Origin of the sequence: Capnocytophaga sp. G2 (genome assembly GCF_035282625.1) — a bacterium.
Taxonomy (GTDB): domain Bacteria; phylum Bacteroidota; class Bacteroidia; order Flavobacteriales; family Flavobacteriaceae; genus Capnocytophaga.
On record NZ_JAYKBU010000004.1, the window covers coordinates 13,645 to 34,950 of the forward strand.

Below are 21,306 nucleotides of genomic sequence, written 5' to 3' on the forward strand. Positions count from 1 at the left end.
TACCTTTTTATTTTTTATTACTTCATTATATTCGAAAACAAACATTTATAAAATAATTATCTCCTATATATAATTCAATATAATAGAATATTTTCCATTATTTAACTACAGTATCCTCAATACCCATTTTTATCACAAAAATATTAAGATGATAACAATAATGGGAAAGGAAATATTTTACCCATTATACTACAATTATACTCTTTATTAAGGGGACAAATGTACAAAAAAACTTATACTCACACAAAGGAAAAGATTTCTATTTAGTGAAAACCTCTACTTCACACCCACTTAGGAATTATATTTCTTATTAAAATATAATATATTCCCAATATAAGAAAATAATTCTCTTACGATTCTTGCTCAATAAACTTTAATTAACTAACTTTGCTCCTGCTTGAGAAAACTATATAAAAAATAAACACCTACAAGACATGGAACAATATTCAATCTCCTTTGATGAATTTATAGGGATTCTTTTTAACCATAAAAAAGTGGAAATTTCTCATAAAACAGAAAAAATCATAATAGACAGTTATAATTTCCTGAAAGATTTTTCTAAAAATAAAGTTATTTATGGAGTAAATACAGGTTTTGGACCTATGGCTCAATATAGAATTGAAGAAAAAGATCAATTAGCCTTACAATACAATATCATCCATAGTCATTCTTCTGGAATGGGAACATATTTTTCTCCCGAGATAGTAAGATCAGCTATTCTATGCAGATTAAATACACTATCGTTAGGAAAATCAGGTGTCCATATCTCCCTTATCCATCTTATGAAGGAACTTATTAATAGAGATATTACTCCTTTAATATTTCAGCATGGAAGTGTAGGAGCTAGTGGTGATTTAGTCCAATTAGCTCACTTAGCCTTAGTACTTATTGGAGAGGGAGAGGTTTTCTATAAAGGAAAAAGACGTTCCACAAAAGAGGTTTTCAAAGAGGAAGGACTTAAACCTCTGCAAATTCACTTACGTGAAGGCATTGCTCTGATGAATGGTACCTCCGTCATGACAGGAATTGCTGTTATTAATGTCCATTATGCTTCTCTTCTTTTGGAATGGTCTATTAAACTCTCCATTGCTATAAATGAACTGGTTCAAACCTATGATGATCATTTTTCAAAAGAACTCAATGCTGCTAAAAAACATCACGGACAGCAAGTTATTGCCCTGAAAATGCGTAATTACCTCTCTGATAGCCTTCTCACCAGAAAACGATCTGAACATCTTTATACAGGAGAACATAAGGAATCTGTATTCAAGGATAAAGTTCAAGAATATTATTCCTTGCGCTGTCTCCCTCAAATATTAGGAGCAATCTATGATACTATTTGTTCCGCTAAGGAAGTTGTAACTAATGAATTTAACTCAGCTAGTGATAATCCTATTGTTGATTTAGAAACACAACAAGTATATCATGGAGGAAACTTTCATGGTGATTATATTTCCTTAGAAATGGATAAACTAAAATTAGCTATCACTCGCCTTAGTATGCTTAGTGAAAGACAATTAAATTACCTACTTAATCCTAAAATTAATGAAATTCTTCCTGCTTTTGTTAATGCAGGAAAATTAGGATTTAACTTTGGTATGCAGGGAATACAATTCACAGCTACCTCCACAACTGCTGAAAATCAAACCCTTTCAAATTCCATGTATGTACATAGTATCCCTAACAATAATGATAATCAGGATATTGTAAGTATGGGTACCAATGCAGCCACGATTACGCATAAGGTGATTGAAAATACTTTTGAAGTATTGGCTATAGAAGCCATTACTATAGCACAAGCGATTGATATCTTGGGAAATAAAGAAAAATTTTCAACCACTACCCAAAAGTGGTATCAAGAAATACGTAAAATCATTCCTTTCTTCTCGGAAGATATTACCCCATATCCCTTTTTGGAAAAAGTGAAAACATTTTTAAAGTCTAATTCTTAAGTTTTGTCTATATATTCTATAATGAAAAATTTACTTTTGGCATTTCTCTCAGGAATTCTATTGGCTGTAGCTTGGCCTACTTATGGGTTTTCTCCTTTTATCTTTATAGCTTTTGTTCCATTACTCTTAATGGAATACCAGCTACGTTCTACAGGGAAATCTTGTAAAGGCAAAGTTTTCTTACTTTCCTATCTTAGTTTCTTTATTTGGAACACTATCACAACTTGGTGGATATGGAATTCAACAGAATTAGGGGCTGGATTTGCTATTTTGGTTAATAGCCTTTTGATGTCTTTAGTTTTCCTTCTTTATCATTTAGTCGCTAAAAGGAATACTTTCAAAATTAGTAGTATCTTCTTTATAACAATCTGGATAGCTTTTGAAAAATTTCATCATCATTGGGATTTCTCTTGGCCTTGGCTCACCTTAGGAAATGTATTTTCAGAAAATATCGCCTGGATACAATGGTATGAATATACCGGTATATTTGGAGGAAGTCTTTGGATATTATTAGTAAATATACTGACATTCTATACCCTCCTATCTTTTATAAAAATCAGAGATAAAATTCTACTTTATAGAAGAATTTGTGGAATAGGATTAACTATCATTATACCAATAAGTTGCTCATTGTGGATATATACCTATTACAAAGAGAAAGGAAAACCTGTAGAGATAGTCGTATTGCAACCTAATATAGATCCTTATTCTGAAAAATATACACTTTCCAATAGAGAAACTATAACCCTTTTGCTTAGACTTACTCAAGAAGAAATTAGCAAAAACACTCATTTTATATTCACTCCAGAGACAGTAATATCTCAAGAAGTCAATAACCTAAATGATATTTTTGATAGTAAGGAAACCGATTCTTTCAGATCTTTCTTAAAAAGATATCCCCAATTGAACTGGGTAATAGGTGTTTCTATTTTTCAAGTAATTAATGACAAAGATAAGATTACCCCACAAAGCAATTACAATCCCTACCAAGATTATTGGTTCAATGATTATAATAGTGCATTCCTACTTAATAGTTCTAAGGAAATAAATTTTTATCACAAATCTAAATTGGTAGTAGGAGTAGAAAATATGCCTTTTCAATCCATCCTAAAGCCTATTTTAGGAGATATAATGATAGATTTAGGAGGAACTGTAGCGGTGAAAACTACCCAGAAAATGCCTACCGTTTTTATATCAAAAGAAGGAGAAAAAGTGGCTCCTGTTATTTGCTATGAATCCGTTTATGGAGAATATATAACTAAGTATGTAAAACAAGGAGCTCAATTACTAGGAGTACTTACCAATGATGCTTGGTGGGGAAATACTCAAGGACATAAGCAATTACTCAGTTATACACGTCTCAGAGCAATCGAAACGCGTAAAAGCATTGCTCGGAGTGCTAATACAGGTACTTCAGCATTCATTAACCAACGTGGTAATATCATAAAACAATTGGCATACAAAAAGCAAGGAAGCCTAAGAGAGACTATCCTTGCCAATGACAAAATTACCGTTTATGTTCGTTACGGAGATTATATAGCACGCATCAGTGTTTTTATAGGATTAGGAATTCTACTCACTTCTTTTCTTAAAAAACGAAGCGAAGTATAACCTATAAGAATTTCACATCACCACTCCCTCTTATTTTAGTATCTCTTTTTTGTGGATTCCCACTTATAGTAACATCACCTGAACCTGAAATAGTTGCACTAAGTTCCTGTGAGACAAAAATATCCATATCACCTGAGCCTGATACAGAGAGTGTTGCCTTGTTAGCTTTTAGCTTTTTAGCTTCCAAATCTCCACTACCTACAATATCTGCTTTTAAAGTATCCACATTCCCTTTAAGTTCAATATCGCCACTACCTTCCATAGAAATATTTAATGATTTTGCTCGTAGAGAAAGATCTAAATCTCCACTACCTGACATGTGGCAAGTCAAATCATTCAGTACCAATTCCTTTGAGGAGTCAACATCACCTGAGCCTGACATCGTTAGTTTATTAAAATTCTGATCAACAGGCACATAAACCTTTAATTTTTTTATAGATCTATAAGTGTGACCCGATTTCAATCTCACCACCAAGGTACCTCTTTCTACCTCTGTAAGTACATAGGGTTCTATATTCTCAGAGGTTTCTACAATAAGATGCCCCACTTGCCCGTCTGTTAAAATGACATCTCCACTTCCAGTTATTTTAATCTGAGAGTAAGTAGGCACTTTTCGCTCCTTTGAAATAATTATCCTATTTCCCACAATATCTTGTCCACAACTGACAGAGAAAAAAATTAAAAAAAATAAAAATACAATTACTTTTTTCATGATATATAAATATTTAAGATTTCTTCTATAAAAAATATTACCTTCTCTTTAGTTTTTGATTTTCCTCCTGTAATAAACGAATTTTTTCTAACAGACGATGAATAATTTGCATACTAGGCACATTAATATCAAGATCATAATGCCAATTTACAAAACGTTCAAGAGCAGGTAATTGATCATAATGTACATAAGTAACTCTATCTATCCTCTCTGTTTTTATTAGTCCATTGGACACCAATTCATTGAAAAAAGACGACTTTATTTTATAGAGTCTAATTATCTTTGTTTTTGATATTTTAAGCGGCTGTTCCATTTTCTTGTAATTTTCGTAATTGTTCAAAAAGTTCTTTCTGTTTGTCTGTCAAATTTTTAGGGAGTTCCACACTATATGTAATAAATAAATCTCCAAATGTACCTCCTTTATATACAGGGAAACCTTTCCCCTTTAGACGGACAGTAGTTCCTGGTTGGGTTTCGGACTTTACCTTTAGTTTCACCTTTCCAGAAAGAGTAGCCACTTGTACTTCCCCTCCAAGGATGGCTGTATACATATCAATTGTTACCTTTGTCCTCAGGTCATTTCCTACACGCTCAAAGATAGGATCTGGCAATACCCTAATGGTTATATACAAATCACCATTAGGCCCACCATTTACTCCTTCTCCTCCATAACCTTTAAGTTTTATTTGTTGATTATTTTGAACTCCTGCAGGCAATGTGATTCGAATATTTTTTCCATTAACTGTAAATGTTCTCGGATGGGTAGTTGCAGCTTCTCTAAGAGTTAAAGTGAGTTCTGTTTGCAAATCTTGCCCCTTAAACTTTCCATAAGCTGAGCCATAATTACCTCTGGAAAAACCTGCTTCTTGACCAAATATCTCCTTAAAAAAATCCGAAAAATCACCTGCATTAGTATAGGTAGCTCCTTCAAAACCATCAAAGGGATTTCCTCCTTGTTGTTGGGCTCTTTCAAAAGCTTCACTCTGTTGCCAGTCCTTACCATATTTATCATACTTAGCCCGATTTTTGGGATTCCCTAATACCTCATAAGCTTCATTAATTTGTTTAAATCGTTGCTCTGCTGTTTTATCATTTGGATTCATATCTGGATGATGTATGCGAGCAAGTTGATGGTAAGCCTTTTTTATGTCTTTCGCAGAAGCAGACTTATCTACACCTAATACCTTATAGTAATCAATATATGCCATTTAAGTTTATTATTTTTTATGATGTGACAAATATACTACAATTTATTGAATAAAACTAAATAATTTAGAAACTAATTTTAATATCACTATCTTTAAATACTTCTTATAGAAACTATAGAGACTTCCTATAGAATTATTTTCCTTCTCCTAATTTAAAGTTTATAGCTAGAAAACCTATCTGCGTTTGTGGAGCCTTTTCATCGGAATTAAAACGATAAGTCAATGCTGATTTCTGAGCTGCTTCCAACAGACAAGGAGCATTATTTGTAGTACCTTTTTCTCCTGCCTTAGCCCTAACTACTTTGCCCGTTCTATCCACTTCTATTCGTACAATTACAAAACCCGACTCATTGCACTCTTGTTTCATATTCTTTCCACTTATATATTTACGTCCATTAAGTCCCCATCCCTTTCCTGCTCCTCCCCCTGAACCTTCTCCATTTCCTCCATAAAAGCTATTAGAATAAGGATCTCCTTTCGGATCCCCTTTATAACCTGCAACACCGTCATCTCCTTGATTCCCATTTCCTGTTCCTGTTCTTGGATTTTTTACAGAGGAATTTAATACACTTGATAGAGCATCTGTTGTAGAAGAAGAGGGTCTCTGTTCTGTTTTTTTAGGAGTTGTTTTCTCTGGTTTAGGAGTTTCTCTTTTAGGTTTTTTATTTTCTTTCTTAGGAATTACTACACTTTCTGCATCTGTATCTTGTGTTAGTACTTGTTCAGAAGGTTGTCTCTCAGGTGTATTCTCCACTTCTTGAGGTCTCTCTGTAGGTTGTGAATGAGATACAGCAGGCTCTACAGACTTAGGAGGATTGATTGCTCCCATTCCTTTATTATCTGTTCCAAAAGTAATAGCAATCCCTTCTTCCTCATCAGGAGGGAGCGTATTAGAGGTAGTCATTTTTGCCAATAACAACAATAAAATAACAAGTCCCATAATTATTGAAGTAATGACAAATGATTTTTGCTTATATACTGTATCTAACACCATAATATATCCTATTTAGGGCGAACGGCTAAAATAAGTTTGTATTGATTTTGATTAGCTATATCCATCACTAAAACTGCATTCTCTATAGGAACACTTTCCTCTACACGAAGAATAATTGTCGGATTTTCTACCCCATTTAAAGCTGATTTAAGCTCTGTTTCCATCTCCGATGGAGTTATCACTTTATTATTAATAAAATACTGTAAATCCTTATTAATACTTACAGATACATTCTGTGAACTTGATGATTTTCCATGTGCTTTAGGTAACAACATATCCAATACTTTAGGATTATTGGAAGCAGTAAGCATGAAAAATATCAATAACAGAAATACGATATCTGTCATTGAGGACATACTAAATTCTGGGGATACTTTATTACTTGACTTAATACTCATATCTAAACAGGTTCGTTTAACATATCTAAGAAATCAACTGTAGTAGCTTCAAGCTTTTGAGTTACATTATTAATCCTCATTACCAAATGATTATAAGCCAAATAAGCTACAATTCCAACAATAAGCCCTGCTACAGTAGTAGTCATCGCTGTATAAATACCTCCTGCGAGAATGGTCATATCGGCCTGCCCTCCACTTGTTGCCATTGCATGGAAAGACATCACCATACCTACAACTGTCCCTAAGAAACCTATCATAGGACCTACCCCTGCAAGAGTTGCCAATAGTGATACATTTTTTTCCAATTTGTATACCTCTAAAGAGCCTGCGTTCTCAATAGCTTTACGAATATCATCTATAGGTTTTCCTATTCGTGAAAGACCTTTACTTACCAAACGAGCCACAGGGCTATTATATTGGTAACAAAGGTTCTTAGCAGCGTCTATTCTACCTGAAGAAATATTATCACGAATTACATTCATGAAATTAGTATCTATTCGCTTTGCTGCACCAATAGCAAATGTCCTCTCAAAATAAATATAGAGAGCTGTAGCAAGCATCAAAAACAGAATACCAATAATAATGGTATTAGCCAGTCCTCCATCAAAAATAAGTTGCATAATAGAGAGGCTTTCTTCATTCATTTCTGTTGTAGGTTGAGTTCCTTCTGTTAGTGGATTTGTTTGTAAAAATAACATACTTATAATTTTATCTGTTTTAAATAGCAAAAGTACATCTTTTCTTATAAAGAAAAATTATTTTTAAATATTTTATCATTTTATCCTACAAACTATAATGATATTAACACTTTATAACAATTCTTTTTCTTTAATCATCCTATACAAAAATTTAACTTTTTTTTATCTATGAATACTACTTATTATTTCAGAAAATATTCATACCTTTGCACCGAAATAATAAAGAATATATTTATTCATCGTTTGACAAATTAGTGTAGGTAATTTTTTAGTAAATTGCTTCATGGAAGATAATCTTATAATTGTTTAGTTTTTTCACGAAAGTCCGAGTTACGAAAGTTCTCGGATTTTTTGATTCCTAAACGATATATAAGAATTATATTTTTTAGCCTTTCCCGCCAATACGAAGTTATTAGAGAAGAAAAAACAAAACACCTAATTTAGAAGTAAGTAATCAAAAAAATTATAAACCACAATTTGATCTTTTCAGAAAGAAGCGAAAAAGAATAGAGATTTTATTTTTGCAGTTATGCGACCGATTTATGATAAAACGTAATTATGCTAAATCATTTAGGTGGGCTCAAGTTACTAATATTCATTAAGGTAACTTGCTTCAATTATAGGCTGTTCTCCAGTAATGATATCTAATAAGCTAAAGAGAAATACCTCCAAAAGAAGATGGATATTTTACTAAACAAACTCAAGAAACTGCCAATGAACTATAATCAGCAAAACGAAATATACCAAAAGTCAAAACGAAATATACATTTTTTGAGTAGAGATACTATAGGACAAAGATAATAAAAAGAGGCCATCCTTTTCCGACAGCCTCTTAAAATTCTTCAATTAATACCCTAATATCTTGAGCATCTCTTCTGCCTTTTGTTGCTCCATAAAAAGTCTAGAGATAATTTCACCATTTTTATTCTTATCAATAAGCACTATCTTAGGCTGAGGTATCAAACAATGCTGTAATCCCCCCACCCCACCAATAGAATCTTGATAGGCTCCTGTATTGAAAAATCCTATATATAAGGGTTTATTTCTATTATACTTAGGTAAATAAATTGCATTCATATTTTGTTCACTATTATAATAATCATCTCCATCACAAGTAAGTCCTCCCAAGAATACCCGTTCATACTCATCATTCCAACGATTAATCGGAAGCAATACAAAGCGCTTATTTATAGCCCATGTATCAGGTAAAGTTGTAATGAAAGATGAATTTATCATATTCCATTTCTCACGGTCATTTTGCTGTTTTTGGTACATAATCTCATAAATAGCTCCGCCTGCTTCTCCTACTGTAAAACTGCCAAATTCTGTAAAAATATTAGGGACAGGTACTTTCTCTTGATCGCAAGCTATCTTTATCTGACGAATTATCTCGTCTACCATATAAGCATAATCATATTCAAATGCTAAAGAAGTTTTTATGGGAAATCCTCCTCCTATATTAAGACTATCTAATTCAGGAGCTACTTTCTTCAACTGAATATACACTTTCAAGCACTTAAGGAGCTCATTCCAATAATAAGCATTATCTTTTATCCCTGTATTAATAAAGAAATGTAACATTTTAAGTGACACCTTCTTGTTATCTTTTAATTCTTTATTATAAAAGGGGACTATATTCTTATATCCAATTCCTAATCGGCTGGTATAAAACTCTGAACGAGGATCTTCCTCTGAAGCTATACGAATCCCTATATTATATTTTCCTTTTATCTTCTGGTCAAAAAGATTTATTTCTTCATAATTATCAATAATAGGTATACATCTATCGTAACCTCTATTAATTAAATCTGCTATTCCATCTATATATGCATCTCTTTTAAAACCATTACAAAGAATATAATTTTCCTTATTTAGAAATCCTTCTTTTATTAAATTATTAATAATATCAATATCAAACGCTGAAGAAGTCTCCATGTGGATGTCATTCTTTAGAGCTTCTACCATTACATGTTTGAAATGAGAACTCTTAGTACAATAACAATAATTATAATCTCCTTTGTACTTGTGTTTTTTAATAGCCTTTTCAAACCAGCGTTTGGCTCGTTGAATATTTTCTGAAATTTTTGGCAGATACATGAACTTCAATGGAGCACCATATTGGCGAACTAGTTCCATTAGGTCAATATTATGGAAGCGAAGTTCATCCCCTTCTAAAGTAAATTCCTCTTGAGGAAAATAGTAAGTTTGATCTATCAGATCTATATATTTATTTTTCATTTTATTTACATATTTATTTTATTGATAAGATAGTTTAGAATAAATAGAAAATAAAATTCAAATTCTTAAAGGAGAATATTTATTATTTGATCTTTGAAGTATATTTTTTGTGTTTAAAATATAGAAAAAGAAAGATTCTCTACCTCCTAAGTAAGGTAAAGAAAATCTTATAGAAAAAGAAATTGAGGGAGGCTCAATAAGTTTTTTCATTGATTATTAATAAATTGTAAAAATAAATTAGTTGAAAAATCAATGGGCAAATATAATACTTTTCTACAAAAATGGAAAATTTTTTTCATAAAAAAAACCCTCCCAAGAGGGAAGGTTTTCAAAGATTTTCCTTTTAAATTATTTTAATTCAAAAGTTACTCTACGTGCCAATTGGCGAGCATTAGGAGCTTTCACATTAACTGTCTTGTCTTCTCCTTTTCCTTCGAAAGAAAGTCTAGATGCATCTATACCTCTATCCACTAACAATTGTTTTATAGCTTCAGCACGCTTGTTAGAAAGTTTTTGGTTATAGTTTTCTCCACCAATTTCATCAGCATATCCTACAATATTCACACTAGATCCTGAATTTTGTTTCAAGTAATTAGCTACGAAATCTGCTGCCCACAAAGAAGATTTTTGTGGTTTTGAAGAATTGAAATCGAAGTATACATTAATATATCCTTTTTCAATAAGATCACGAGCTGTATCACCTGTAGCATAATTTTGGGCATTAGCTGAGTTTCCATATTTTTCATTAAGATAGTTTTCAATTTCATCAGGAATACGATTTCCGTTGGTATCTATCATTCTATCTTCTTTTTCATCTAATTTCTTAGCTAAAGAAGCCACATCACTTTCAGCCTTTGCGATACGTTCTTCAGCAGCTTGAAGCTTTCTTTCAAGCTCTTTGCCTTCACTATACCAGTCAGCATGGATCATGTGTCGTCCTAAAGCTATTTGAAGACCAACTGTACCTGTAAAATTAACTCCCTTAAATCCAGAGTGGGATACATTGCTTAATCCATCAAAGGTTCTATTTTGTTTTGCATACCAATAAAAAGAACCATCAATTAATAAGGAAATACGGTTACTAAGACGCACTTGTGGAGTAAGACCTAAAGTTACAAAAGCTAAGTTATCTGGATCATCAAAGTTCTTACCACTTAACTGTCCATAACCTACCCCAGTGTGAAGTAATAAGCCAATATCGCGTGTCCAATCTTCAAATGAAAGTACACGACCAACATTAGCTACTCCTTGTAAGTTAATATTCCAAATATTGGAATCAAACTTAGGAGAGTCATCACTTTCTACAAATTTATCATAACCTCCTCCTAATCGCAAACCAAACTTATTATTGAACATATAACGAACTCCTCCGTTAACTGTCCAAAAGTTAGGTGTCTCTGTCGAATACCCTGATGTAAATTCTCGAGCAGGTTTATTTACTCCTCCATTTACATCTATCGACCATTTGTTGTATTCTTGAGCATTTGCACCCAAGGCTACAAAAGCTGTCAAAGCTAAAATTTGCTTTCTCATAAATGTGATTTTAAAATAAAATTCTTAATTAAATTTCATCAAACGTGGGGCAAAGGTAAAACATTTTTTTTTCCTACCAAAAATATTTTTATCTTTTTATCCTACCTCTATTCTATTTTATGATTTTTTAGTTGTTCATTTAGTAAATTTCACTTACTTGCAAATCCTCATAACGAAGGATATAAACTCCTTGATTTTCATATCCTCCCCCTCTGTGAGAGGTTTTCATATATTGAAATTTATTTTCCTGATAAGATGTTTCCCCTATATTTGCTTCTTTTATAAAGTTCCCTTCTATACTTGTTCGTAGAACCGCATCCATAGTAAGATCAAATCCCCGGAAGGCATATTTACTTGGAGAAATTTTATATGTTTTATAATATTTTCTTATAAAAGGATTTGTCTCTCCTGCATATCTATTAGCTGCCGGATAAGTAAATTTCAAAGCTGAAAGTTGTGTATTTGAAATACTATTATGGTCATAAGCATCTCCTTTATCCAAGGTCGCCATGATAATGTTATAATTCTTATTCTTTCCTGAGATTCCTGCTATATTATATAAAATTCGTATAGCGTCCGAAAGGAACACAACATCATCAGAGGAAACAAACACAATATTCGTTGCTTCCTTTACCAATGCTTTCTGTACTGCTTGAATATTATCTACATTTTTAGCTCGCCCAAAAGAGGATAAGAGCTTCTCATTCATATCTTTACTTTTAGCATCAGAAAGTAATACTATATTGGCATCAGGATATTTTTGATTTACAAAGCTAATCATACTATTTTGCTGCACTTCTATCGTAGGCACTGTCTGAAATACATTAGGTCTTAATTCTATATTCTTATTAGAAAGAGGTGCCAATATAGCTGTATTATCTGTAGAGATTCCTTCAGACAAAGCATTAAAAGCAGAAGGAGAAAAAGGTCCTATAATTACCTGTGAATTCTTTAAAGCCTCACTGGATAAAATTGCCTTTACTCCTTGGGGATTCCCATTACTATCATACACATTCACTGTAAGAGAGAATCCCATTTTTTGTAAAGAATCCAAAGCAATAAGTGCTCCAGAATAGAAATCAGAAGCAATAGCAGTAATTTTTTCTTTTTGTAATTTTATTTTAATATCTGCTACATTCCCCGCTTGAATATTATTCACTCGGAAAGGTAATACAAAAGAAATTGTTTTAGCATTAGCCGGATGCATTCCTGATCTTATTTTAGGATTTGCATCAACGGCATTAGATATTCCTTCCTGTGAAACTCCTCCTAAAGTAGCTACATAATCCATGAAATTATTTTTAGGTATCCATATTTGTGCCTCCAATTTTATTCCATCTTTAAGTTCTGGATTAAGTTTTTCTAATTCCTTTTGAGAAAGTCCAAATTTACGCTCTAAACTCATAAATCCTTCCCCTTTTTCCACTTGATAAAGTACTAAAGATTTATTATCATTTCCTATTTCAGGAGTTCCTGTCTTTCCTGCGGGCACCCATATCTCAGTCCCCTCTTTCAAAGGATTAGGCATGTTAGGATTTAATTTTTCCAAAGTCTCTTGACTAATCCCATAATTCTGAGCAATACGCCACTTGCCCTCTCCTGGCTTTACAATATATTTAGTTAATCCCTCTTTACCTTTGGTGATTTCCTTAGGAGCTTCCCTGTAGAGAGGGATAGTAAGTTCTTGTCCTTTACGAAGTTCTTTCTTATAAAGAACAATATTATAACGTCTCAAATCATCTTGTGAAATACTATACTTTTGAGCAAGCCCATAAAGTGTTTCTCCCTCCTTTACCGTATGTATCTCAAACCCTGTAGGTTGTTTCTTATTAAAATAACTTACTTCATTACCTGGAATCACAAGAAGCATCCCTTTCTGTAATCCTTTTTCCAGAGAAGGGTTTAATGATTTTATATCATTAGGGGATACTCTGAAAATCTTAGCAATTGTTTCTAAAGTATCTCCATCCTTTACTGTATAGCTATTGTGTTGTTTGGGTTGTGACCAAATCGAAAAGCTTATACCAAGACATAATAATAGTAATATTTTTTTCATTTCCTGTTTTTTTATTTATAAATACCCTAATTTTTTACGTACTCTTATTAAAGTTTCTTCAGCAATGATAGATGCCTTATTAGCTCCTTCTTTCAAAATATCATCTACCTCCGAAAGGTGTTGCATATAGTAAGCAAATTTTTCTCTCGGATGAGAGAATCTCTCCAATATAAGCTCATATAAAGCTGTTTTTGCATGTCCAAATCCATAATTTCCTCCCTTATAATTAACTTCCATTTGCTTAATTTGTTCCGAGGAAGCTAATAACCTATATAAGGCAAATACATTACAAGTATCTGGATTTTTAGGCGCTTCTAATGGAGTACTATCTGTTTGAATTGACATTATTTGCTTTTTAAGTTCTTTTTCTGGTAAGAAAATATTAATGAAATTACGTCGTGATTTACTCATTTTCTCACCATCAGTTCCTGGAATAATCATAATATCCTCCCTAACACTTTCTTTAGGAAGGACAAACGTTTCTCCCATCTGATAATTGAAACGTCCTGCCACATCCCGAGCAAACTCAATATGTTGAAGTTGATCCTTTCCTACAGGAACAATCTGAGCATCATAAAGTAGTATATCTGCTGCCATAAGCATTGGATAGGTAAATAGACCTGTATTAACATCTTCCAAACGATCTGCTTTATCCTTAAAAGAATGTGCCAAAGTAAGCCTCTGATAAGGAAAAAAACACTCTAAATACCACGCTAATTCGGCTGTTTGGGGGACATCACTCTGCCTATAAAAAGTAACTCGTTGATAATCAAGACCAAAAGATAGCCAGGTAGCAGCCACTTCATAAGTATTTTGTCGAAGAAGAGCCCCATTCTTTATTTGTGTAAGTGAATGAAGATCTGCAATGAAAAAGAATGAATCATTTTTGGGATTCTCTGCCATTTGTAAGGCTGGAAGAATTGCCCCCAACAAATTTCCTAAATGTGGAGTTCCTGTGCTCTGTATGCCTGTAAGTACACGTGCCATAATTGTTATTCCTAATAATATTTCCTTATAAGGCACAAAAGTACAATTTTTAATTTACATAGAAGCTTTTTTACATAAAAATAACGTATCTTTGCACCTTCCGTTAGACAAATCATTTTATCTATTTAGCTATGCAAAATAACAATATAAATATCCAAAACAAACGGGCTCATTTTGAATATGAGATTTTAGATAAGTATATCGCTGGCATTGTTCTTAAAGGGACTGAAATCAAATCTATTCGATTAGGAAAGGCTTCCATTGTAGAAAGTTTCTGTGAATTCAATGAAAAGGAAGAGCTTTTTGTAATCAATATGACTATTGAAGAATATGCTTGGGGAACCTATTACAATCACAAACCTAAAAGTGAACGAAAATTACTCTTAAAAAAACAAGAACTTAGAAAGCTCCACAAAGAGGTTAAGAATACAGGTCTTACTATAGTGCCCTTAAGAATTTTCATACAAGAGAAAGGGTTGGCTAAAATGGAAATTGCTTTAGTAAGAGGTAAGAAGCTATATGATAAACGAGAAACTATTAAAGAAAGGGATAATAAGCGGCAATTAGATCGCATAAAAAAGGATTTTAAACAAATTTAAAGAAGAATGTTTCAGTTCAGACAATTTTCCGTCAAACAAGAATATTCCGCTATGAAAATTGGGACAGATAGCGTTCTTCTTGGAGCTTGGGCTGCTTCAAATAACCCTCAAAGAATTTTAGATATAGGAGCCGGAACAGGTATTCTTTCTCTTATGATGGCACAAAGATTTCCTACTGCTTATATTCATGCTATAGAAATAACCCCTGAAGCCACTCAAGAATGTAGAGAGAATATATCTTTATCACCTTGGAAGGACAGAATTTCAGTTTATCAAGAGGATATACGTATTTTCTCAAAAGTAGATAAGCACAAGTATGATCTTATTATAAGCAACCCTCCTTTTTTCACTGAAAAAGTATTATCTCCAAATTTTCAACGCTCTCTTTCTCGTTCAAACTTGGAACTTCCTTTTGAGGAACTCCTCTATTGTGTATCACAATTACTCTCTCCTATAGGAACATTTGCCGTAATTATTCCTTACAAAGAAGAATCCGTTTTTAAACAATTGGCTCAAAAAGATAATCTATACCCCTCTGATATACTTCATGTTAAAGGGAACATAAATACTCCTATTAAGCGTAGTCTACTCCTCTTCTCTTTTGAACAGAAGATAAATCCACTTATTAAAGTCCTCACTATTGAAAAAGAACGACACTTATATACAAAGGAGTATCAAGAACTTACCAAAAATTTCTATTTAAAATTCTAAAAATACTCCTAAATACTTTCTCCATCTTAAAAAAAATCGTAATTTTGCAGTATCTCAAAGGGGTGCTGTAAAAAGCTGAGATTATACCCATAGAACTTAGGCTGGTAATGCAGTCAAAGGAAAAATAAAGTCTAATTACTATAATTGGTGGCTTATTTTTGCATCTGGGTAGCAAAGATAAGCCTTTTTATTTAACAAACAAATAACAGCCTCTTTTATTTGTAAAAAATATTTTTACAATGAAAAATGTATTGTTATGTGGAACAATGATGTTTTCTCTTCACTTATTTGCTCAAGAGACTTCCACTAGCAAAGATTCCCTTAGAGAGAATCCTATCCAACTTGATGCTGTAGTCATCCAAGGTATTCGTGCAAAAGAGAGTACTCCTATGAGTTTCTCCAATGTATCCAAAAAAGAAATTCAACAAAAGAATTCTGGACAGCAACTCCCCATCCTTCTAGAAGGACTCCCTAATATAGTCTCTTATTCTGAAGACGGAGCAGGATATGGTGCCACAGCGTTATTCATTCGAGGAAATGACTTATATCGTACTAATGTAACTATTAATGGAATTCCTTATAATGATTCAGAATCACAAGGAGTTTTTTGGTATAATCTCTCTGATTTTGCCTCTTCCGCCGAGAGTATCCAAGTACAACGTGGTGTGGGAACTTCTACTAATGGTGCTGCTGCCTTTGGTGCAAGCCTTAATGTACTTACAGAAGGACTTTCTGAAAAACCCTATGGAGAAATTGCTAACTATTTTGGAGCATATACTACTCATAAACATTCTGTAAAGCTATCTACAGGGAAACTTAATGATTATTTCGAAATTTCTGGACGTTTTTCCAAAATCAACTCTAATGGTTATATTGATAGAGCATCCTCTGACCTAAAATCCTATTTCTTACAAGGAGCTTATTCTGATGATAGAACTCTTATTAAAGGACTTATTTTTGGTGGTAAGGAAAAAACTTATCTTACCTACAAAGGTATCAGTGCTGAACAATTAGAAAAAGATAGAAGATATAATCCTGCTGGAAAATATACTATCAATGGGAAAACTTATTTCTATGATAATGAAACCGATAATTACCAGCAAGACCATTCCCAATTACATTGGAGTGAAAAATGGGGAAATTTCTGGTATACTAACCTTTCTTTCCACTATACTAAAGGACGAGGTTATTGGGAACAAATGGATAATTGGGGTGATACAAAAGGTAATTTCGTTATACGTTATCAATTAGATAATGATTTCTATGGGACAACTTTCTCTATTAATTACCGCAAACAAACAATAGACTTCACTTTAGGTGGAGCAGGAAACGTATACGAAGGCAGGCATTATGATGAAATTATCTGGACACAAAATGCAGTTGCCTCATACAAAGAGATTCCTTCTCCTGTTGTATACGGCAACAAAAAAGAAGGTTCTGCTTTCGCAAAACTCTCTTGGCAAGTCTCTCCAAGAATAAATCTTTTTGGAGATATTCAATATAGATATGTTAACTTTAAATCTACTATCAAAAGAGTAGATATAGATGAAAGTGTTCCTATGATTAATCCCAAAGCAGGTATTAGTTATCACATGAATTCAAAGAACAAATTCTTCTTTTCTTTTGCTCATGCTACTAAAGAGCCTAACAGAAGTGATTATAAAGAATATGCTGGAAACATCTCTAATGGAGCAGAACTTCCTAAAGAAGAAAAAGTAAATGATTTTGAATTAGGGTGGAGATATATTGCTGAAAAGATAAAAATAAATACTTCCTTATACTACATGCAATACAAAGACCAATTAGTACTCACCGGTGATATTAGCAATACAGGATACTCTCTAAGAAAAAACAGTGGAAAGAGCTATCGCACAGGAATAGAAATAGATGCTAACATTACTCTTAGCCCAAAATGGGTATGGAATCCCAACATATCCTATAGTAAAAATAAAAATATTGATTATACAATTAAGGATCCCAACAATCCTACTAAAAAAATTAACTTGGGCAATACAGATATATCCTTTTCTCCTAATTGGGTAATAGGAAATACTTTTACATTTATTCCTATTGAAAACCTACAAATGAGCCTGAATTCTAAATATATAGGAGAAAGATATCTAACCAATGAGAATGAAGATAATGCTAAGTTAGAGGACTTCTTTATTCATTCCTTAAATATTTCTTATGAGATATTCCCCAGAAAGGTATTTAAATCTGTACTCTTTTCTATTACTGGAAATAACTTGCTAAACAGGAAGTATGTTTCCCATGGAAGATATAAAAAAGGTACCCCTTTATATTTTCCTGCTGCAGAAGCCAATGGAATGGTTGGGGTAGTTCTCTCTTTCTAATTACTAAAATGTATTCCAACTAAGTTTATTCCTTATCAATAGAGGCTACCCTTTTGGGACAGCCTCTTTTTTTAAAATTCTCCTCGTTCTAATTGAGATTGGAATTCCTCTATAGCTGGCTTAATAGTGCTCTCCGGGAGATCATCTATCCTAATATACATAAGTCCATCTACAGCATTATTAAAGAGAGGGTCTACATTGAAAGCAATTACCTTTGCATTTTGCTTAATATATTTCTTAATCAACACAGGCAAACGTAAGTTTCCTGGCTCTAATTCATCAATAATTTTATCAAACTTATTTAAATCAGATTGTGTTTCATCAAATATAAAATCCTTATCGGCGTCCTTGAGCTTTACTTTATACTCTTTTTTAGGCTTTACATATTGAGCAATATATGGGTCATAGTAATTGGATTTCATAAATTCAATCATAAGTGATTTGGAGAAATCCGAGAACTGATTACTTATACTCACCCCTCCTAACAAATACTTATGTTCAGGGAAATGTAAGGTAGTTAATGCAATTCCCTTCCAAAGCAAAAACAAGGGCATAGGTTTCTGTTGATATTCACTTACCACAAAAGCACGCCCCATTTCTATTGTTTGTCGCATCATTGTATAAAGTTCTGGTTCGAAGCGAAACAAACTATGAGTATAGAATCCATTAATGCCATATAAATCAAAAAAATCACTCCCAAGCCCCATACGATAGGCTCCTATTATGCGCTTAGTATCACTTTCCCAAAGGAAAAGATGGCGATAGTAAGTATCATATTCATCCAAATCAATAGAGAGATTTGTTCCCTCACCTACTTCACGAAATGTCAGTTCCCTTAGCCTACCTATCTCATGAAGAATATTTGGAATATCCTCTGCTTTCGCTAGGAAAATCTCATATTCCTTATGTTGTAAAAGACGTGTTACTTTCTTGGCTCTCAAGGCATTTATCTCTTCTTCTAAGACTTCAGGAGGAGTTGCTGGGGCTATTTCTTGTGGATCTTTATCAGCATCTTTACTTACTCTTATCATAGAAGCAAAAGACTTGAAATGTTTCTTTTGCTCATAAGTATTAGAAAGTAAGTAAGTTTTTCTACGAAGAAAGTTAGAAAATTCATATAAATCTTCTATTTCATCCTGTGTTTTTGGTGATATAGGACGACCAATGCGTATTCCTATAGTCTTATTCTTTTGAGAAAGAAGTTCAGAAGGAAGCTTTGCAGTACGCAAAGTATCACTTTGTTTAGCTAATTGGTAGAATAAAGGGCTATTTTTTGCATGAAAATAAATAGGAATAACGGGGACATTTGCTTTCTTAATAAGCTTAATGGCAGACTTATCCCATGTTTTATCTACATAAATATTACCACTGGGTTGTGTAGAGACTTCTCCTGCAGGAAACATACCTAAAGGTTTTCCCTCTTTCAGATGTTCTATAGATTGTTTGAATCCCATTAAACTTGAAGAAACTTCTTTGTGATTTTCAAAGGGATTTACCTGAATAATATAAGGCGCCAATGGTTTTATCTTAGTGAGTAAAAAGTTAGCCATCACCTTATAATCGGGACGTTGCTCTATTAGTATTTTTAGTAGTAAAATTCCATCTAACCCACCTAAAGGATGATTGGATATAGTAATAAAAGCTCCTTCTTTAGGAATTTTTCGTAAATCATCCTCAGGAATTTCATAATGTACCTTAAACTCCTTCAATAAAGTATTAAGGAATTCCAATCCTTGAAGATCCTTATTTTTATCATATATCTTATTCAAAGGAGCCAAACGCAATAAATGTAAAAGGCCCCAACCTATGGAAGTCCCTATAAATCCTAATTTATCTAACTTGATAACCTTTGCCAGTTCCTTTGCTGTGATTAAACTCATAAGTTATTGTAAATCATTATATAATTTTGCAAGATAAAGCTTCTTCTCCTTTTCAGAAATAACACTTTTTCAAAATGCAAATATAAGACTTTTTTTTCTAAAAAATAGTTATAGCTTTCAATTTTATAAACAAAAAGATACACTCTTACATAATACTTGCAGGAGTGCATCTTAATTAAGTTCAAAAAATAAAAACTTTATATAAAGGATTTTATTCTATCAGCTATCTCTTGAAATTCTGTTGGAGACAGGCTCACTTTTTCTTCGAAGGTCATCTCTTTCATCCGAGAAATAGGGATTAAGTGTATATGAGCATGATGTACCTCAAGCCCAACTACAGCCATTCCTACTCGTTCGCACTCTATCGCCTTCTCAAGAGCTATTGCTACCTTTCTAGCAAATTCTAGCAAATGATGATATGATTTTTCATCCAAATCAAAAAATTTATCTATTTCTTTTTTAGGAATACAAAGAGTATGCCCTTTTGCATTAGGGTTTATATCTAAAAAAGCCAAACAATGTTCATCCTCTGCTATTTTATAGCAAGGAATTTCTCCATTAATAATTTTTGTAAAAACAGAAGCCATTTTTATCCAGTTTTATCGTTTTATTTCAATAATTTCCATTTGAAGGACTCCATTAGGCACCTTAATCTCTGCTATGTCCCCTACAGACTTACCAAGTAAACCTCTACCTATAGGAGAACTCACCGATATTTTTCCTGCTTTAAGGTCTGCCTCACTTTCTGCTACTAAAGTATAAGTCATTATAGCATTATTTGCTTTATTCTTAAGTTTAACAGTAGAGAGAATCAATACTTTGGAAGTATCCAACTGAGATTCATCTATCACCCGAGCATTGGCAACAAGTTCCTCTAACTTAGCAATTTTCAGTTCTAACAAACCTTGTGCTTCTTTAGCAGCATCATATTCAGCATTCTCAGAGAGATCTCCTTTATCACGAGCCTCTGCTATAGCTTGTGAAGCACGTGGACGTTCTACATCTCTCAATTGATCAAGTTCTGCTTTTAGTGCTTTCAACCCTTCTTCAGTATAATAAGCTACTTTCATAATTAAATTATTTTATTTCTTCTCAATTAAATAAATAATCCATAAAAAAATGACATCTCAGCAAAGACAGATTAAAAATTAAGGATTAATTCCTCTTTACTGAAATGACGTATATACTAATAATCAACACTATAGATAATCCTATAGGCTATTCTCTTTCCTGATGCAAAGATACAAACTTATATTTATTTTCCAACAAAAAGCTCTTTATTTTTATGAAGAAAAATAATCTTATTCAAATGTGAATATCTTTTATGTTAAAAATTTGTACCTTTTATCCTTCGTTTTCCATTTTTTATTACATT

Annotated in this window: 18 protein-coding genes and 1 pseudogene; 6 read left to right on the top strand and 13 right to left on the bottom strand. The window is 32.8% G+C overall.

Going from position 1 to position 21,306, the window contains the following annotated elements; all coding sequences use genetic code 11:
• Nucleotides 1–434 precede the first annotated feature (434 nt).
• Both VJJ03_RS03380 and lnt read left to right on the top strand, forming a co-directional pair.
• Nucleotides 435–1,952, top strand: a complete 1,518-nt coding sequence (locus VJJ03_RS03380) for an aromatic amino acid ammonia-lyase (RefSeq protein ID WP_323973851.1) — start codon at nucleotides 435–437, stop codon at nucleotides 1,950–1,952.
• Between the two features lie 21 nt (nucleotides 1,953–1,973).
• Nucleotides 1,974–3,563, top strand: coding sequence for an apolipoprotein N-acyltransferase (gene lnt, locus VJJ03_RS03385; protein ID WP_323973853.1), 1,590 nt, complete (start codon nucleotides 1,974–1,976; stop codon nucleotides 3,561–3,563).
• Nucleotide 3,564: 1 nt separating this feature from the next.
• Here lnt and VJJ03_RS03390 read toward each other — a convergent pair whose 3' ends face one another.
• The 6 genes from VJJ03_RS03390 to VJJ03_RS03415 all read right to left on the bottom strand — a co-directional run bounded on the left by VJJ03_RS03390 (nucleotide 3,565) and on the right by VJJ03_RS03415 (nucleotide 7,573).
• Nucleotides 3,565–4,275, bottom strand: coding sequence for a head GIN domain-containing protein (locus VJJ03_RS03390; protein WP_323973854.1), 711 nt, complete (start codon nucleotides 4,273–4,275; stop codon nucleotides 3,565–3,567).
• Nucleotides 4,276–4,312: 37 nt separating this feature from the next.
• Complete coding sequence (locus VJJ03_RS03395; protein WP_009746217.1) at nucleotides 4,313–4,588, bottom strand: chaperone modulator CbpM; 276 nt, start codon at nucleotides 4,586–4,588, stop codon at nucleotides 4,313–4,315.
• Nucleotides 4,572–5,483 carry a J domain-containing protein gene (locus tag VJJ03_RS03400; protein ID WP_323973856.1) on the bottom strand — a complete coding sequence of 304 codons (912 nt, stop codon included), beginning with the start codon at nucleotides 5,481–5,483 and terminating at the stop codon, nucleotides 4,572–4,574. Before VJJ03_RS03400 ends, VJJ03_RS03395 begins: the two co-directional genes overlap by 17 nt.
• 133 nt (nucleotides 5,484–5,616) lie before the next feature.
• Complete coding sequence (locus VJJ03_RS03405) at nucleotides 5,617–6,477, bottom strand: hypothetical protein (RefSeq protein ID WP_323973858.1); 861 nt, start codon at nucleotides 6,475–6,477, stop codon at nucleotides 5,617–5,619.
• Nucleotides 6,478–6,485: 8 nt separating this feature from the next.
• Entirely contained in the window at nucleotides 6,486–6,875 is a 390-nt protein-coding gene (locus VJJ03_RS03410; RefSeq protein ID WP_009746220.1) for an ExbD/TolR family protein, read from the bottom strand.
• A gap of 2 nt (nucleotides 6,876–6,877) precedes the next feature.
• On the bottom strand, nucleotides 6,878–7,573 hold the full coding sequence (locus VJJ03_RS03415; protein WP_040358082.1) for a MotA/TolQ/ExbB proton channel family protein: 696 nt from the start codon (nucleotides 7,571–7,573) through the stop codon (nucleotides 6,878–6,880).
• Between the two features lie 449 nt (nucleotides 7,574–8,022).
• On the opposite strand from VJJ03_RS03415, the pseudogene VJJ03_RS03420 reads away from it, so the two are divergent.
• Nucleotides 8,023–8,145, top strand: a pseudogene (locus tag VJJ03_RS03420) (IS982 family transposase); the annotation flags it as partial.
• 274 nt (nucleotides 8,146–8,419) lie between these two features.
• Here VJJ03_RS03420 and VJJ03_RS03425 read toward each other — a convergent pair.
• The 4 genes from VJJ03_RS03425 to trpS form a co-directional block, all read right to left on the bottom strand.
• On the bottom strand, nucleotides 8,420–9,811 hold the full coding sequence (locus VJJ03_RS03425) for a decarboxylase (protein ID WP_009746224.1): 1,392 nt from the start codon (nucleotides 9,809–9,811) through the stop codon (nucleotides 8,420–8,422).
• 348 nt (nucleotides 9,812–10,159) lie between these two features.
• Nucleotides 10,160–11,344, bottom strand: coding sequence for an OmpA family protein (locus tag VJJ03_RS03430; RefSeq protein ID WP_009746226.1), 1,185 nt, complete (start codon nucleotides 11,342–11,344; stop codon nucleotides 10,160–10,162).
• 139 nt (nucleotides 11,345–11,483) lie between these two features.
• A complete protein-coding gene (locus VJJ03_RS03435) occupies nucleotides 11,484–13,400 on the bottom strand; it encodes an amino acid ABC transporter substrate-binding protein (protein WP_323973863.1) in 1,917 nt (638 codons plus the stop codon).
• 15 nt (nucleotides 13,401–13,415) lie between these two features.
• Entirely contained in the window at nucleotides 13,416–14,387 is a 972-nt protein-coding gene (trpS, locus tag VJJ03_RS03440) for a tryptophan--tRNA ligase (protein ID WP_323973864.1), read from the bottom strand.
• A 131-nt stretch (nucleotides 14,388–14,518) separates the two neighbouring features.
• Between trpS and smpB the strand changes: the two genes are divergently transcribed.
• From smpB to VJJ03_RS03455, 3 genes are all read left to right on the top strand, one after another.
• Nucleotides 14,519–14,986 carry an SsrA-binding protein SmpB gene (smpB, locus tag VJJ03_RS03445; protein ID WP_009746229.1) on the top strand — a complete coding sequence of 156 codons (468 nt, stop codon included), beginning with the start codon at nucleotides 14,519–14,521 and terminating at the stop codon, nucleotides 14,984–14,986.
• 6 nt (nucleotides 14,987–14,992) lie between these two features.
• Nucleotides 14,993–15,697, top strand: coding sequence for a tRNA1(Val) (adenine(37)-N6)-methyltransferase (locus VJJ03_RS03450; RefSeq protein ID WP_323973866.1), 705 nt, complete (start codon nucleotides 14,993–14,995; stop codon nucleotides 15,695–15,697).
• A gap of 239 nt (nucleotides 15,698–15,936) precedes the next feature.
• Nucleotides 15,937–18,051, top strand: a complete 2,115-nt coding sequence (locus VJJ03_RS03455; RefSeq protein ID WP_323973868.1) for a TonB-dependent receptor — start codon at nucleotides 15,937–15,939, stop codon at nucleotides 18,049–18,051.
• A gap of 71 nt (nucleotides 18,052–18,122) precedes the next feature.
• Here the strand turns inward: VJJ03_RS03455 and VJJ03_RS03460 are convergent, their stop codons facing one another.
• The 3 genes from VJJ03_RS03460 to greA all read right to left on the bottom strand — a co-directional run bounded on the left by VJJ03_RS03460 (nucleotide 18,123) and on the right by greA (nucleotide 21,004).
• Nucleotides 18,123–19,931 (bottom strand): GNAT family N-acyltransferase, encoded by a 1,809-nt coding sequence (locus VJJ03_RS03460; RefSeq protein WP_009746232.1) that lies wholly within the window; start codon nucleotides 19,929–19,931, stop codon nucleotides 18,123–18,125.
• Nucleotides 19,932–20,128: 197 nt separating this feature from the next.
• Nucleotides 20,129–20,518: an HIT family protein gene (locus tag VJJ03_RS03465; RefSeq protein WP_009746233.1), complete on the bottom strand. Its 390-nt coding sequence runs from the start codon at nucleotides 20,516–20,518 to the stop codon at nucleotides 20,129–20,131.
• A 12-nt stretch (nucleotides 20,519–20,530) separates the two neighbouring features.
• A complete protein-coding gene (greA, locus tag VJJ03_RS03470; protein ID WP_173301506.1) occupies nucleotides 20,531–21,004 on the bottom strand; it encodes a transcription elongation factor GreA in 474 nt (157 codons plus the stop codon).
• Nucleotides 21,005–21,306: the final 302 nt, after the last annotated feature.

What these genes read in the sequence shown, in the direction of transcription:
- VJJ03_RS03455 (WP_323973868.1), top strand. Translation starts at nt 15,937, where the DNA reads ATGAAAAATGTATTGTTATGTGGAACAATGATGTTTTCTCTTCACTTA.
- VJJ03_RS03395 (WP_009746217.1), bottom strand. Translation starts at nt 4,588, where the DNA reads ATGGAACAGCCGCTTAAAATATCAAAAACAAAGATAATTAGACTCTAT.
- VJJ03_RS03405 (WP_323973858.1), bottom strand. Translation starts at nt 6,477, where the DNA reads ATGGTGTTAGATACAGTATATAAGCAAAAATCATTTGTCATTACTTCA.
- VJJ03_RS03415 (WP_040358082.1), bottom strand. Translation starts at nt 7,573, where the DNA reads ATGTTATTTTTACAAACAAATCCACTAACAGAAGGAACTCAACCTACA.
- VJJ03_RS03400 (WP_323973856.1), bottom strand. Translation starts at nt 5,483, where the DNA reads ATGGCATATATTGATTACTATAAGGTATTAGGTGTAGATAAGTCTGCT.
- VJJ03_RS03380 (WP_323973851.1), top strand. Translation starts at nt 435, where the DNA reads ATGGAACAATATTCAATCTCCTTTGATGAATTTATAGGGATTCTTTTT.
- VJJ03_RS03425 (WP_009746224.1), bottom strand. Translation starts at nt 9,811, where the DNA reads ATGAAAAATAAATATATAGATCTGATAGATCAAACTTACTATTTTCCT.
- lnt (WP_323973853.1), top strand. Translation starts at nt 1,974, where the DNA reads ATGAAAAATTTACTTTTGGCATTTCTCTCAGGAATTCTATTGGCTGTA.
- VJJ03_RS03390 (WP_323973854.1), bottom strand. Translation starts at nt 4,275, where the DNA reads ATGAAAAAAGTAATTGTATTTTTATTTTTTTTAATTTTTTTCTCTGTC.
- VJJ03_RS03435 (WP_323973863.1), bottom strand. Translation starts at nt 13,400, where the DNA reads ATGAAAAAAATATTACTATTATTATGTCTTGGTATAAGCTTTTCGATT.
- smpB (WP_009746229.1), top strand. Translation starts at nt 14,519, where the DNA reads ATGCAAAATAACAATATAAATATCCAAAACAAACGGGCTCATTTTGAA.
- trpS (WP_323973864.1), bottom strand. Translation starts at nt 14,387, where the DNA reads ATGGCACGTGTACTTACAGGCATACAGAGCACAGGAACTCCACATTTA.
- VJJ03_RS03430 (WP_009746226.1), bottom strand. Translation starts at nt 11,344, where the DNA reads ATGAGAAAGCAAATTTTAGCTTTGACAGCTTTTGTAGCCTTGGGTGCA.
- VJJ03_RS03410 (WP_009746220.1), bottom strand. Translation starts at nt 6,875, where the DNA reads ATGAGTATTAAGTCAAGTAATAAAGTATCCCCAGAATTTAGTATGTCC.
- VJJ03_RS03460 (WP_009746232.1), bottom strand. Translation starts at nt 19,931, where the DNA reads ATGAGTTTAATCACAGCAAAGGAACTGGCAAAGGTTATCAAGTTAGAT.
- VJJ03_RS03465 (WP_009746233.1), bottom strand. Translation starts at nt 20,518, where the DNA reads ATGGCTTCTGTTTTTACAAAAATTATTAATGGAGAAATTCCTTGCTAT.
- VJJ03_RS03450 (WP_323973866.1), top strand. Translation starts at nt 14,993, where the DNA reads ATGTTTCAGTTCAGACAATTTTCCGTCAAACAAGAATATTCCGCTATG.